General features: G+C 68.8%; 8 protein-coding genes. 5 read left to right on the forward strand and 3 right to left on the reverse strand.

Annotated elements, in window-relative coordinates:
• Positions 1–213 precede the first annotated feature (213 nt).
• Together CEG14_RS08325 and argA are read right to left on the reverse strand one after the other, a co-directional pair.
• Positions 214–486 carry an oxidative damage protection protein gene (locus CEG14_RS08325; RefSeq protein WP_094825877.1) on the reverse strand — a complete coding sequence of 91 codons (273 nt, stop codon included), beginning with the start codon at positions 484–486 and terminating at the stop codon, positions 214–216.
• 104 nt (positions 487–590) lie between these two features.
• The gene (gene argA / locus CEG14_RS08330; protein WP_094825878.1) at positions 591–1,946 is read right to left on the reverse strand and encodes an amino-acid N-acetyltransferase; all 1,356 of its coding nucleotides are present in this window, start codon (positions 1,944–1,946) and stop codon (positions 591–593) included.
• Between the two features lie 229 nt (positions 1,947–2,175).
• Between argA and hrpA the strand changes: the two genes are divergently transcribed.
• Positions 2,176–6,408, forward strand: a complete 4,233-nt coding sequence (gene hrpA / locus CEG14_RS08335) for an ATP-dependent RNA helicase HrpA (protein WP_256985606.1) — start codon at positions 2,176–2,178, stop codon at positions 6,406–6,408.
• Between the two features lie 77 nt (positions 6,409–6,485).
• Here hrpA and lpxO read toward each other — a convergent pair whose 3' ends face one another.
• Positions 6,486–7,385: a lipid A hydroxylase LpxO gene (gene lpxO, locus CEG14_RS08340; protein WP_094825879.1), complete on the reverse strand. Its 900-nt coding sequence runs from the start codon at positions 7,383–7,385 to the stop codon at positions 6,486–6,488.
• A gap of 137 nt (positions 7,386–7,522) precedes the next feature.
• Here lpxO and dnaE point away from each other — a divergent pair, with 137 nt between their 5' ends.
• From dnaE to CEG14_RS08360, 4 genes are read left to right on the forward strand one after another with little or no spacing between them, the layout of a single operon-like run.
• Positions 7,523–11,014 carry a DNA polymerase III subunit alpha gene (gene dnaE, locus CEG14_RS08345; protein ID WP_094825880.1) on the forward strand — a complete coding sequence of 1,164 codons (3,492 nt, stop codon included), beginning with the start codon at positions 7,523–7,525 and terminating at the stop codon, positions 11,012–11,014.
• Positions 11,015–11,056: 42 nt separating this feature from the next.
• Positions 11,057–11,926, forward strand: a complete 870-nt coding sequence (locus tag CEG14_RS08350) for a polysaccharide deacetylase family protein (RefSeq protein WP_094825881.1) — start codon at positions 11,057–11,059, stop codon at positions 11,924–11,926.
• The gene (locus CEG14_RS08355) at positions 11,923–12,675 is read left to right on the forward strand and encodes a glycosyltransferase family 2 protein (RefSeq protein ID WP_094825882.1); all 753 of its coding nucleotides are present in this window, start codon (positions 11,923–11,925) and stop codon (positions 12,673–12,675) included. The genes CEG14_RS08350 and CEG14_RS08355 overlap by 4 nt, the downstream gene beginning before the upstream one ends.
• Positions 12,672–13,784, forward strand: a complete 1,113-nt coding sequence (locus tag CEG14_RS08360) for a glycosyltransferase family 4 protein (RefSeq protein WP_094825883.1) — start codon at positions 12,672–12,674, stop codon at positions 13,782–13,784. The genes CEG14_RS08355 and CEG14_RS08360 overlap by 4 nt, the downstream gene beginning before the upstream one ends.
• Positions 13,785–13,837 lie beyond the last annotated feature (53 nt).

Below are 13,837 nucleotides of genomic sequence, written 5' to 3' on the forward strand. Positions count from 1 at the left end.
CTAGGCTACCGCAGCACGGCGGCGCGGGCGAGTGTTGGTGCACGGCGCCTGTTGCAGGCGCCTGTTGCACGCGCCTGCTGCACGCGCCTGCTACGCGCGTCCGCTGCGCGCGCCTGCTACGCGCGTCCGCTGCGCGCGCCCCAAAAACAAAACCGGCCTCTTGGGCCGGTTCTTGCACGCGGGGCGGGGCGCCGGCCCCGCGGGGCCGTTCGCTCAGGCCGAGGGCGGCACGAAGCCCTGGGCTTCGACGGTGCCGTCTTCGAACAGGAAGCGCTCCATCTGCTGCTGCAGATACTTGCGGGCGCGCGAGTCGGCCAGGTTCAGGCGGTTTTCGTTCACCAGGCGGGTCTGGATCTGCTTCCATTCCTCCCAGGCTTCCTTGGAAACTTCGCGCCAGATGCGGGTGCCGAGCTCGCCGGGATAGGGCGGGAAGTCCAGGCCTTCGGCTTCGCGCTTGAGTTTCACACAGTTGATGGTACGGGCCATGTCATTGCTGCCGATGAGTTGCGGATGCAGCCATTTTAGCGGTCTTGGGCCGGGCCTGCCGCCGGATAGACCCTGCGCTCGGCAGGGTCTATCGCGGGCGGGGCTCAGAGCTTCTTGATGAAGACCAGACTGTTACGCGAGCGGTTGTAGTTGTTCTGCTTCTCGCGCGGCAGGTCGGTGATGCCGCCCTGCACGAAGCCGCGCTTCATGAACCAGTGCGAGGTGCGCGTGGTGAGCACGAACAGGCGCTTGGCGCCCATGGCGCGCGCGCGCGACTCCATGTGGCGCAACAGCATCTCGCCTTCGCCCGAGCTCTGCCATTCCGGGTGCACGATGAGGCAGGCCATCTCGGCCATCTGCTCTTCGGGGAACGGGTGCAGGGCCGCGCAGCCGTAGATCACGCCGTCGTGCTCCAGCACGGTGTAGCGGTCGACGTCGCGCTCGACCACGCCGCGCGGGCGCGGCACCAGCGTGCCGTCGGCCTCGAGCGGCTCGATCAGGCTCAGGATGGCGCCGACGTCGTCGAGCGTGGCCGGGCGCAGGTCGTCGAGGGTGTCCTCGACCACCATGGTGCCGACCCCGTCGTGCGTGAAGATCTCAAGCAGCACGCTGCCGTCGCGGTTGTACGGCACCAGGTGGGCGCGCGCCACGCCGCGCTTGACCGCCAGCGAGGCATGGCGCAGGAAGTAGGCCGTGTCTTCGTCGAGGTCGTCGCCGGCCAGCAGCTTGTCGGCGTCGGCGCGGGCGAGCTCGGTGTCGACCGAGCCGTCTTCGTTGAGCACGCCGGCCGAGCCCGACAGGAAGATCAGCTTCTCGGCGCGCAGCGCCACCGCCACGCTGGTGGCGAGGTCTTCCATGGCCAGGTTGAACGCGTCGCCGGTGGGCGAGAAGCCCAGCGGCGACAGCAGCACGATCGAGCCGCGCTCGATGGCGAACTTGAGCGCGTCCACGTCGATCTTGCGCACGTGGCCGGTGTGTTTGTAGTCGACGCCGTCGAGCACGCCGGCCGGACGGGCGGTCACGAAATTGCCGGAGATCACGCGGATGTGCGAATGCGACATCGGCGTGTTGGGCAGGCCCTGGCTGAAGGCCGCCTCGATGTCGAGACGGATCTCGCCGGCGGCTTCCTTCGCGCATTCGAGCGCGGCGGCGTCGGTGGGCGCCATGCCGCGGTCGAACTGCTGGGTGTAGCCCTTCAGGCGCAGCTGCTCGTTGACCTGCGGGCGCGAGCCGTGCACCAGCACCAGGTGGATGCCCAGGGCCGACAGCAGCGACAGGTCCTGTACCAGGGTATTGAGCGCTCCCGCCTGGACCAGCTCGCCGCCGAATGCCACCACGAAGGTCTTGCCTCGGAACGCATGCACGTAGGGCGCCACGTCTCGGAACCATCGAACGAACTGCGCGGGGGCGAATTCAGGGGCTTCAAGTGCGGAGACGGTGTCAGGTTCCAGGTCGGGCATGATGATGTGGGGTGGCGTTCCGGTAGGGGCGGCCGGAGGACGTTCCGGCCGTCGGGGCCGCGCGGCTGCGCGGCTGACGAAATTATATGGCCGCACCGGGCGCGCCGTGGGCGGCGGACAGCGGGAATTTGCGGCCCGATTTCATTGGTTCCACCGGCGGGGCGGACCAGCGCGGCTGGCCGGTGCGCAAAAATTTATAATGCCGGGTTGACCGGTAGATTTCGTACACATGTCTGACTCCACCCAGCGTCCGCGCGCGCCCCGCGTGCCGGGAGCCGAGCGCGCCGCCGCGGACGAGCCGCGCCCCGCGCGCCCGGCCGCCGAAGGCACCACCCGTCCGGAGGGCCAGTCCCGTCCGGCGGGCACGACCCGCCCGGAAGGCACGACCCGCCCGGCGCGCGCAGCCCGTCCCGAAGGCGCAGCCCGTCCCGAAGGCGCCGCCCGCCCGGCGCGCGCTGCCCGGCCGGAAGGCACCGACCGCGCCGAGCGCGCGCCCCGACCGCCACGTGCGTCCGGCCCGCAGCCCGGCGCCGAGCACCCGCCCCGTCCGGAGGGACAGCGCGGCGGCCAGCGCGGCGGCGAGCGCGGCGGCCAGCACGGCGGCCAGCGCGCCGAGCCGGCCGCCCCGCCGCGCCCGGAACGCCCGATCCCGGTGATCACCTATCCCGAAGACCTGCCCGTCAGCGCGCGCCGGCAGGAGATCGCGCGCGCCATCGAGGCGCACCAGGTGGTGATCGTCAGCGGCGAAACCGGTTCCGGCAAGACCACCCAGCTGCCCAAGATCTGTCTCGAGCTCGGCCGAGGCCGCAAGCGCATGATCGGCCACACCCAGCCGCGCCGCCTGGCCGCGACCTCGGTGGCCAAGCGCATCGCCGAGGAGCTCGACACGCCCATGGGCGAGGTGGTGGGCTACCAGGTGCGCTTCAACGACCGCACCGGGCCCAACGCCTCGGTCAAGCTGATGACCGACGGCATCCTGCTGGCCGAGTCGCAGCGCGATCCGCTGCTCAGGCGCTACGACACCATCATCATCGACGAGGCGCACGAACGCAGCCTCAACATCGATTTCCTGCTCGGCTACCTCAAGCAGCTGCTGCCGCGCCGGCCCGACCTGAAGGTCATCATTACCTCGGCCACGATCGACGCCGATCGCTTCGCGCGCCACTTCGCGCCCGGCCCCGAGCAGCTCGCGCCGGTCATCGAGGTGTCCGGGCGCCTCTATCCGGTCGAGGTGCGCTACCGCCCGGTGCAGCAGCCGCTCTCCGACGACGAGGCCAGCGCGCCCGCCGCACCCCGGCGCGAGCGCAACAACGAGCGCCTGAGCGGCGACGAGGAGCGCGACCTGGTCGACGCCATCGTCGATGCGGTGGACGAGTGCGCGCGCCACGGTCCGGGCGACGTGCTGGTGTTCCTGCCGGGCGAGCGCGAGATCCGCGAGGCCGCCGAGGCGCTGCGCAAGCGCCACCCGGTCGGCACCGAGATCCTGCCGCTGTTCGCGCGCCTGTCGCAGGCCGAGCAGGAGCAGATCTTCCATCCGCGCACCAACGCGCGGCGCGTGGTGCTGGCCACCAACGTGGCCGAAACCTCGCTGACCGTGCCCGGCATCCGCTTCGTGGTCGACAGCGGGCTGGCCCGCATCAAGCGCTATTCCTGGCGCAACAAGGTCGAGCAGCTGCGCATCGAGCCGATCAGCCGCGCCTCGGCCAACCAGCGCGCCGGCCGCTGCGGCCGCGTCGGCCCGGGCCTGTGCATCCGGCTCTACGACGAGCTCGACTACAACAACCGCGCCCCGTTCACCGATCCCGAGGTGCTGCGCTCCTCGCTGGCCTCGGTCATCCTGCGCATGAAGGCGCTGCGGCTCGACGACATCGAGGCCTTCCCGTTCGTCGAGGCGCCGCCCGGGCGCGCGGTGGCCGATGGCTACCACCTGCTGCAGGAGCTGGGCGCGATCGAGATGAACGAGGAGGTCGAGGCCGGCACCAGCCCCGCCTTCGTGCTCACCCGCACCGGCGAAGAGCTGGCGCGCCTGCCGGTCGATCCGCGCATCGGCCGCATGATCCTGGCCGCGCGCGAGCATCAGTGCCTGGCCGAGATGCTCATCATCGCCGCGGCGCTGTCGGTGCAGGACCCGCGCGACCGGCCCATGGCCGAGCGCGAGGCCGCCGAGGCGGCGCACGCCAAGTTCAACGATGACAGGTCGGAGTTCGTCGCCTTCCTCAAGCTCTGGAAGTGGTACGGCGAACAGGTCCAGCACAAGGGCTCGCAGCGCAAGCTGGTGGCCCTGCTGCGGCAGAACTTCCTGTCGCCGATCCGCCTGCGCGAGTGGCACGACGTGCACAGCCAGCTGGCCGCGGTGGTGGGCGAGCAGGGCTGGCGCGTCAACACCAGCGAGGCCACCTACGAGCAGCTGCACCTGGCGCTGATGAGCGGCCTGCTGGGCAACATCGGTTTCAAGGGCGAAGAGGCGGGCCTGTACCAGGGCGCGCGCGACATCCGCTTCCTGATCCATCCGGGCTCGAACCTGGTGAAGAAGGCCGGGCGCTGGATCATCGCGGGCGAGCTGGTCGAGACCACGCGCCTGTATGCGCGCTGCGTGGCCCGCATCGAGCCCACCTGGCTCGAGCGCGTCGCGGGCCACCTGCTGCGCCGCAACTGGTCGGACCCGCGCTGGGAGAAGAAGGCCGGCCAGGTCGTGGCCAACGAACGCGCCACGCTCTATGGCCTCACCGTGTATTCGGGGCGGCGCATCCATTACGGCCGGGTCAATCCGGCGCATGCGCGCGAGCTGTTCATCCGCCAGGCCCTGGTGCCGGGCGAGATCGACACCAGGCTGCCGTTCGTGGCGCACAACCGCAAGCTCATCGCGGGCATCGAAAAGCTCGAGCACCAGACCCGCCGTCCCGACATCCTCGTCGACGACGAGCTGATCTACGCCTTCTACGACCGCCAGCTGCCCGCCGACATGTCGCAGACGGCCTCGTTGGAGAAGTGGGTCCACGGCCTGGAGAAGGACCGCGCCGCGCAGCTCATGCTGACGCGCGACGAGCTGATGCGGCACGAGGCGGCCGGCGTCACCACCGATGTCTTCCCCAAGAAGGTGGAGTGGCAGGGCGTGGTCATGCCGCTCGACTATCACTTCGAGCCGGGCTCGCCGCGCGATGGCGTCACGCTCACCGTGCCGCTGTTCGCGCTCAACCAGCTCGACGCGCAGCGCTGCGAGTGGCTCGTGCCGGGCATGCTCAAGGAAAAGGCCCAGCTGCTGCTGAAGTCGCTGCCGCAGAAGCTGCGGCGCCACTGCGTGCCGCTGCCCGACTACGCCAGCGGCTTCTTCGACCGCTGGTTCGACCGCATCAACGATCCGCAGCAGGGGCTGGTCGAGGCGCTCATCGCCGACATGTGGAAGCAGGTGCAGGTGCGGCCGGTGCCGAGCGACTTCAAGCTCGAAACCCTGCCGGCCCACCTGTTCATGAATTTCAAGGTGGTCGACGAGCACGGCCGCATGCTGGCCGCCGGGCGCAACCTGGCGCAGCTGCGGGCCGAGCTCGGCAAGCAGGCCCAGGCCACGTTCCAGCAGCTGGCCGCGCGCGATACCGACGTGGCGCAGGCGCTGGCACACGAAAACCTCACCGCCTGGACCTTCGGGCCGCTGCCCGAGATCATGGAGATCAAGCGCGGCGGCCGCTCGGTGATCGGCTACCCGGCGCTGGTCGACCGGGGCGCGCACTGCGATCTCGACGTGTTCGACGATCCCGAGGAGGCGCGCCGCCATCACCGCGCCGGCCTGCTGCGCCTGTTCCGCCTGGCCCTGCGCGAGCAGGTGAAGTTCCTCGAAAAGAATCTCACCGACCTCACCAAGATGAGCATGCTCTACATGACCCTGGGCACCCAGGAGGAGCTGCGCGACCAGGTGATCGATTGCGCCGTGGCGCAGGCCTGCCTGGCCGAGCCCTGGCCCGTCAACGAGCAGCAGTTCGAGGCGCGCCGCGCCGAGGGCAAGGGCCGCCTGGGCCTGCTGGCGCAGGAGGTGGCACGCCTGACGGGAGCGATCCTGACGGAGTTCGGCGCGCTGCAGCGCAAGCTGCCGCAGGCCAAGGCCCATGCCGCCGCCTATGCCGACCTGCAACAGCAGATCGGCGCGCTGATGCCCAAGTGGTTCGTGCGCGACACGGCCTATGCCCAGCTGGCGCATTTCCCGCGCTACCTGAAGGCGGCCGTGGCGCGTATCGACAAGCTGCGCGCCGATCCGGCCCGCGACGCCCGCCTGATGGCGGAAATGGCGCCGCTGCTCACGCAGTACCAGCGGGCCCGCGCGGCCCTCAAGGGGGCGGCCGACCCGCGCCTGGACGAGTTCCGCTGGCTGCTCGAGGAGCTGCGCGTGGCGCTCTTCGCGCAGGAGCTGCGAACGCCCATGCCGGTGTCGGTGAAGCGCCTGATGAAGACCTGGGAGTCGCTGCGCCGCTGAGGCGGGCTACCGCGGCGGCAAACAAAAAGCCCGGTCAGGTTCATGCCTGGCCGGGCTTTGTTGCGCGGGTCGGGCGCTCAGATCAGCAGGAAGCCCGCGATCACGAGCACGATCAACGCATACTTGGTGAGCTTGTACACCGTGCGGTTCCAGGCCTTGAAGCGCTTGCGCTGCTGGTCGACCTTCCAGTGCAGGTGGGTGAGCTTGTTGATCGCGCCGGTCTGGTCGCCCGCATCGTTGGGCGAGCTCGCGGCCGACATCACCACGCGGCCGAACCAGCGGTTGAAGGCCTCGGCCCAGCGCCACTTCAGCGGGCGCTCGACGTCGCAGAACAGGATGATGCGGTTGGCCTCGGAGCGGTTGTGCGCCTCGTGCACGTAGGTCTCGTCGAACACCACGCTCTCGCCGTCGCGCCAGCTGTAGTCGTCGCCGTCCACGCGGATGAAGCAGCGGTCGTCGTTCGGCGTGACCAGGCCCAGGTGATAGCGCAACGAGCCCGAGAACGGGTCGCGGTGGGCGTTGAGCTTGCCGCCCGGGGGCAGCTCGGCGAACATCGCCGCCTTGACCTTGGGCAGGCTCTTCAGGATGGCCACGGTCTTGGGGCAGAGCTCCTCGGCCGACGGGTGGCGCGCGTCATACCACTTCAGGTAGAAGCGCTTCCAGCCGTACTTGAAGAAGGAATTGAAGCCGATGTCGTCGTGGCGCTCGGCCGCCTTGATGCGGCGCAGCTCCGCCATCTTCAGGGCCTCCTCGCGGATCACCTCCCAGTTGTCGTCCAGCACCTGCAGCTCGGGAATCTCGCGCGAGGTCAGGTAGGGCGTGGTCGGCACGCGCGAACTCAGCACCATGAACGCGTTGACCGGCGCCAGCAGCACCGAGTGGTCAAGAAACTGTCGGCCGAGCGGCAGGCGCACGCGTCCGCGGAAGTGCGCGAACAGGATGGCGGCCAGCCAGATGCCAGGGATCAACCATTTCATTGTGGGACGGGTCTTTGGGTGTGGAATCAGACGCCATTTTAGCCCCTGCGGGGCCGGGCGCCCCCGCGGCGGTGCAAAGCGGCCGGCGCGGGGCGGCGCGGCCCCGGGGCGGGGTGCGACTGGGTACAATCCCGTCCATGTCCGAAGCCGTAACCAATCCGCCCCCATTTGTCCACCTGCGCGTCCACTCCGAGCTCTCGGTCGTGGATGGCATCGTGCGCATTCCCGACCTGATCAAGCGCGTCGCCAAGCTCGGTCAGCCCGCCGTCGCCCTGACCGATCTGTCGAACATTTTCGGCCTGATCAAGTTCTACAAGGGCGCGCGTGGCGCGGGCGTCAAGCCGATCGCCGGCGCCGACGTGTGGATCACCAACGACGACGATCGCGACAAGCCGTTCCGCGTGCTGCTGCTGGTGCGCAACAACCAGGGCTATCTGAATCTCTGCGAGCTGCTGACGCAGTCGTTCCTGCGCAACCAGTACAAGGGCCGCGCGGAGCTGCGGCGCGAATGGCTGCAGGGCCAGGACGGCCTGATCGTGCTGTCCGGCGCCCGCAATGGCGACGTGGGCCAGGCCCTGGAGGCCGGCAACACGGCGTCCGCGCTCGCGCTCGCGCGCCAGTGGGGCCAGATGTTCCCCAACGCCTACTTCATCGAGCTGCAGCGCGCCGGTTTCGACGGCGACGAGGCCTACACCCAGGCCGCCCTGCGGCTGGCCGCCGAGGCCGGCCTGCCGGTGGTGGCCACCCATCCGGTGCAGTTCATCGACCGCGAGGAATTCCAGGCGCACGAGGCGCGGGTCTGCATCGCCGAAGGCGAGATCCTGGCCAATCCGCGCCGGGTCAAGCGCTTCACGCCGCAGCAATACCTGGCCAGCTCCGAGGAAATGACCGAGCGCTACGCCGACGTGCCGTCGGCGCTCGCCAACACCGTCGAGATCGCGCGCCGCTGCAATCTCTCGCTGGTGCTGGGCAAGCCGCGGTTGCCGAATTTCCCCACGCCCGAGGGCGTGACGCTCGACGATTACCTGGTCCAGCTCTCCGAGCAGGGCCTGGAAAAGCGTCTGGAATTCCTCTTTCCGGATACCGCCGAGCGCGACGCCAAGCGCGATCAGTATTACGAGCGCCTGCGCTGGGAGTGCAAGACCATCATCCAGATGGGCTTCCCGGGCTACTTCCTGATCGTGCAGGACTTCATCAACTGGGGCAAAAGCAACGGCGTGCCCGTGGGGCCGGGCCGGGGGTCGGGCGCGGGCTCGCTGGTCGCCTATGCCCTTGGCATTACCGACCTCGACCCGATCCGCTATGACCTGCTGTTCGAGCGCTTCCTGAATCCGGAGCGGGTGTCGATGCCCGACTTCGACATCGACTTCTGCCAGGACAACCGCGAACGGGTCATCGACTACGTCAAAGAGAAGTACGGTCGCGCGGCCGTGAGCCAGATCGCCACCTTCGGCACGCTCGGCGCCAAGGCCGTGGTGCGCGACGCCGGCCGCGTGCTCGACATGCCCTACATGTTCTGCGACGGCCTGTCGAAGCTGATCCCGTTCAACCCGGCCGACCCCTGGTCGCTGGAGCGCACGCTCAAGGACGAACCGGCGTTCAAGGAGCGCTACGAGCAGGAAGAGGAAGTGCGCGCGCTGGTCGACCTGGCGCAGCCGCTCGAAGGCCTGACCCGCAACATCGGCATGCACGCCGGCGGCGTGCTGATCGCCCCGGGCAAGCTCACCGACTTCTGCCCGCTGTATTGCCAGCCGGGCCAGGAAAACAGCGCGGTCTCGCAGTTCGACAAGGACGACGTCGAGGCCGCCGGCCTGGTCAAGTTCGACTTCCTGGGCCTGCGCAACCTGACCATCCTGGACTGGGCCGTGCGCTACGTGCGCCAGTTCAATCCCGACAAGCGCGACTTCGACGTGATGGCGCTGGAGCTGGACGACCCGGCCGCCTACAAGGTGCTGTGCGACGCCAACACCACCGCCGTGTTCCAGCTGGAATCGCGCGGCATGAAGGAGCTGCTCAAGAAGCTGCGCCCGAACACCTTCGAAGACGTGATCGCCGTGCTGGCGCTGTATCGTCCGGGCCCGCTCGAATCCGGCATGGTCGACGACTTCGTCAACCGCAAGCACGGCCGCGCCGCGGTCGACTACTTCCACAACGATCTGGAAGGCACCCTCAAGAGCACCTACGGGGTCATCGTCTACCAAGAGCAGGTGATGCTGATCTCGCAGATCTTCGGCGGCTACTCGCTCGGGGGCGCCGACCTGCTGCGCCGCGCGATGGGCAAGAAGAAGGCCGAGGAAATGGCCAAGCATCGCGAGCTGTTCCAGAAGGGCGCGATGGAGAAGGGCCACGATCCCGATCTCGCGGTCAAGCTGTTCGACCTGATGGAGAAGTTCGCCGGCTACGGCTTCAACAAGTCGCACTCGGCCGCCTACGCGCTGATCTCCTACCAGACCGCCTGGCTCAAGGCCTATCACCCGGCCGAGTTCCTGGCCGCGACCCTGTCGTCCGACATGGACGACACCGACAAGGTCCAGATCTTCTGCCGCGACGCGCAGGACAACGGCGTCGAGGTGCTGCCGCCCGACGTGAACTTCTCGGGCTACCGCTTCTCGCCGGTCGAGGATGCCTACACGGCCAAGGGCAAGCCGCCGCGCACCATGCGCTACGGCCTGGGCGCGGTCAAGGGCACGGGGCAGGGCGCCGTCGAGGAAATCCTGCGTGCCCGCGAGGCCGACGGCCCGTTCCAGAACCTGTTCGACTTCTGCCGCCGCGTCAGCAAGCACGCGGTCAATCGCCGCACCATCGAAGCCCTGATCCGCGCCGGCGCGTTCGACACCATCGAACCCAACCGCGCCGCCATGCTGGCCTCGGTGCCCACGGCGATGGAAGCGGCCGAGCAGGCCGCGCGCAGCGCCAACCAGGTGTCGCTGTTCGGTGACGACAGCGGCGACGTGGTGGCGGGCGAACTGGCCAAGGTCGCGCCCTGGAACCTGCACAAGCGCCTCACCGAAGAGAAGCAGGCGCTGGGCTATTACTTCAGCGGCCACCTGTTCGATCACTGGCGCGACGAGGTCCGCCGCATCGTGCCGATGCAGCTCGCCCGCGTCGAGCCGCAGCGCGACCTGCAATGGATGTGCGGCGTGCTGGCCGGCGTGCGGGTCATGATGACCCGGCGCGGCAAGATGGTGTTCGCCGTGCTCGACGACGGCACCGCCCAGGTCGAAGTCTCGGTGTTCAACGAGCTCTACGAGAAACACCGCAACCGCCTGCGCGAAGACCAGCTCATCATCGTGCAGGGCAAGGTCAGCAACGACGAATATTCCGGCGGCATGCGCATCGTGGCCGACCAGCTCTACGACCTGCAGCTGGCCCGCGAGGCGCGCGCCCGGTCGCTGCGCATCAAGCTCAATGGCCAGGCCGATGCCGCGCGCCTCAAGCAGATGCTCAACCCGTTCCGCGCCGAGCCCGAGAACGGCGTGCCCGGCGTGCCGGTCGACATCGTCTACCGCAAGGACAACTTCCTCTGCACGGTGCGGCTCGGCGAGGAGTGGCGCGTGCGCATGGCCGACACGCTGCTCGAGAATCTCAACGCCTGGACCAAGCCCGACGGCGTCGAGGTGACCTACTGATGGCGCCTGACCTGCGCGCCGCCCCGCTGAAGGATCCGGGCCATGGCTGAGACTCCCGTGCCGCGCAACGCGCCCAATGTGCCGGTGCTGATGTACCACCACGTCACGCCGGCCGGCGGCATGATCGCCGCCACGCCGGACGTGTTCGAGGCGCAGATCGCCGCGCTGGCGGCGGCCGGCTACCAGTCGCTCACCTGCGCCCAGTTCGAGGCCTATCTGCAGGGGGCGCCGGTGCCGGAGAAGTCGGTGCTGATCACCTTCGACGACGGCTACCTGAACAACTGGGTCTATGCCCATCCGGTGCTGGCGCGCTACGGCATGCGCGCGGTGATCTTCCTCATCACCGGCTGGATCGGCGATGGCCCCGTGCGTGCGCACGCCGGGCCCAACGTCACGGTGCCCGCCACGCCCGACCACGATGAATGCAAGCGCCTGATCGCCGCCGGCCGCGCCGACGACGTGATGCTGCGCTGGAGCGAGATCGAGGCCATGCGCGCCGCCGGCACCTTCGAATTCCATTCCCACACCCACACGCACACGCGCTGGGACAAGCAATGCGCCGGCGACCGCGAGGCCAAGTGCCGCCACATCGCCGAAGAGCTGGCCGCCTCGCGCGCCACGCTCACCGCGCGCCTGGGCGAGGTCAGCAGCCATCTGTGCTGGCCGCAGGGCTATTTCGACGCCGACTACGTGGCCGCCGCCGAGGCCGCGGGCTTTCGCCATCTCTACACCACCGATCCGTTCGGGCAGAACGCGCCCGGCACGGACCCGCAACACATCTACCGCTTTGCCGTGCGCAACCGCGCCGCCGGCTGGCTCAATCGCCGCATCTGGCTCTCGCGCCATCCGGTGATCGGCCCGTATTTCCATGCCTGGAAGGCCTGGCGCAAGCGCTCGAGGAACCGCAAATGACGCTTTCCGTCATCATCATCTCGAAAAACGAATCGGCCAACATCCTGGCGTGCCTGGAGTCCGTCGCGTTCGCCGACGAATTCATCGTGGTCGATTCGGGCAGCACCGACAACACGGTCGAGCTGGCGCGCGACTTCGGCGCGCGCGTCGAGATCACCCCCGACTGGCCCGGCTTCGGCCCGCAGAAAAACCGCGCGCTCGACCTCGCCACCGGCGACTGGGTGCTGTCGATCGATGCCGACGAGCGCGTGCCGCCCGAGCTGGCCGCCGAGATCAAGGCCGTCATGGCCAATCCCACCGCCGACGCCTATGAAATCGCTCGGCTGTCTGATTTTTGCGGTCGTTTCATCCGGCATAGCGGGTGGTGGCCAGACTTCGTGCTTCGCTTGTGGAAGCGTGGCAGCGCGCGTTTCACCGACGCCGCCGTGCACGAGCGCGTCGTGCCGCAGCAGGGCACGCCCGCACGGCTCAAAGGCCATTTCATCCATTACCCCTACAACAACTTCGAAGCCCTGATCGCGAAGGCCAACCGCTATTCCTCCGATGCCGCCGCCATGATGCACGCGCGCGGCAAGCGCGCCACCATCTTCTCGGCGCTCGGACACAGCTTCTGGACCTTCGTGCGCATCTACCTGATCCGGCGCGGATTCCTCGATGGCAAGCATGGCCTCGTGCTCGCCGTCACCGCCGCATCGGGCAGCTTCTACCGCTACGCCAAGTTGATGTTCCTGACCGATCAGCGCAAGTGAAGATCCTCTACACCAACTTCCATCCCCGCAACGGGGGCGGCCACGTCACGTACATCATCAACCTGGCGCGTGCGCTGGCGGCCGATCACGAGATCACCGTGGCCACGCCGGGCACCAGCCGGCTGTTCCGCTACGCGGGCGCGATTCCCGGCGTGAAGGCGGTCGCCATGGATTACCCGTCGCGCCTCACGTCCTGGTTCGGGCCGATCCGGGCGCTGCGCCGCCTGATCGACCGCGAGCGCTTCGACATCATCCACTGCAACGGCTCGTCGGATCACCGCCAGGTCATGATCGCCCTGATGGGGCTGCGGCACCGGCCGCGCGTGATCTTCACCAAGCACAACGATCATCCGCTCGCCAGCCTGGGCAACCGCGTGCGCGCGCGCCTGGCCACCGACCACGTCATCGCGGTCAGCGACTACGTGCGGCGCCTGATCAGCGATTCGCCCTATCGCGACGTGCCCGTCACGACGGTGCACCACGGCATCGACACCAACTTCTACGCCCCGCCGGCCGAAGGCAGCGAGGCCAAGCTGCACGAAATCTATTTCGGCGCCGACTGGCGCGGCAAGCTGCTGCTGGGCAGCGCGGGCGGCACCGATTTCGACAAGGGCTGGCTCGACCTGGTCGACGCCGCGGGCAGCCTGCCGCCCGAACTGCGCGAGCGCGTGCGCATCCTGGTGGCGGGCGATCCGCCCAACGCGGTCAAGCTGGCGCGGGTGCGCGACGCGGGCATGGAGGGCAAGGTCATCTTCCCGGGCCTGCTCGACGACGTGCGCGCCGCGCTGGCCGCCTGCCAGGTGGGTTTCGTGCTGTCCTATCGCGAGGCGCTGTCGTTCGCGGCGCGCGAAATGATGGCGATCGGCCTGCCGGTGCTGGCCAGCAATGCCGGGGGTTTGCCCGAAAACATCAAGCCCGGATCCGACGGCTGGGTGGTCGGCGTGCGCGACGTGCCGGCCATCGCGGCGGTGCTCAAGTCCCTGCTCGCGGACCCGGCGCTCGCGCCGCGCATGGGGCAGGCCGCCCGGGCCAAGGCGGTGCGCGAGTTCAATCTGCACGATTTCGCCGCGGCCACCCTGCAGGTCTACCACGCCGCACTGGCCCGCTGACTGGCCCGCTGACGCGCGTTTCTGCGCTGGTTTTTCCCCCGCACCCCGCTTAT

It is taken from the genome of Bordetella genomosp. 1, assembly GCF_002261335.1.
Taxonomy (GTDB): Bacteria; Pseudomonadota; Gammaproteobacteria; order Burkholderiales; family Burkholderiaceae_B; genus Bordetella.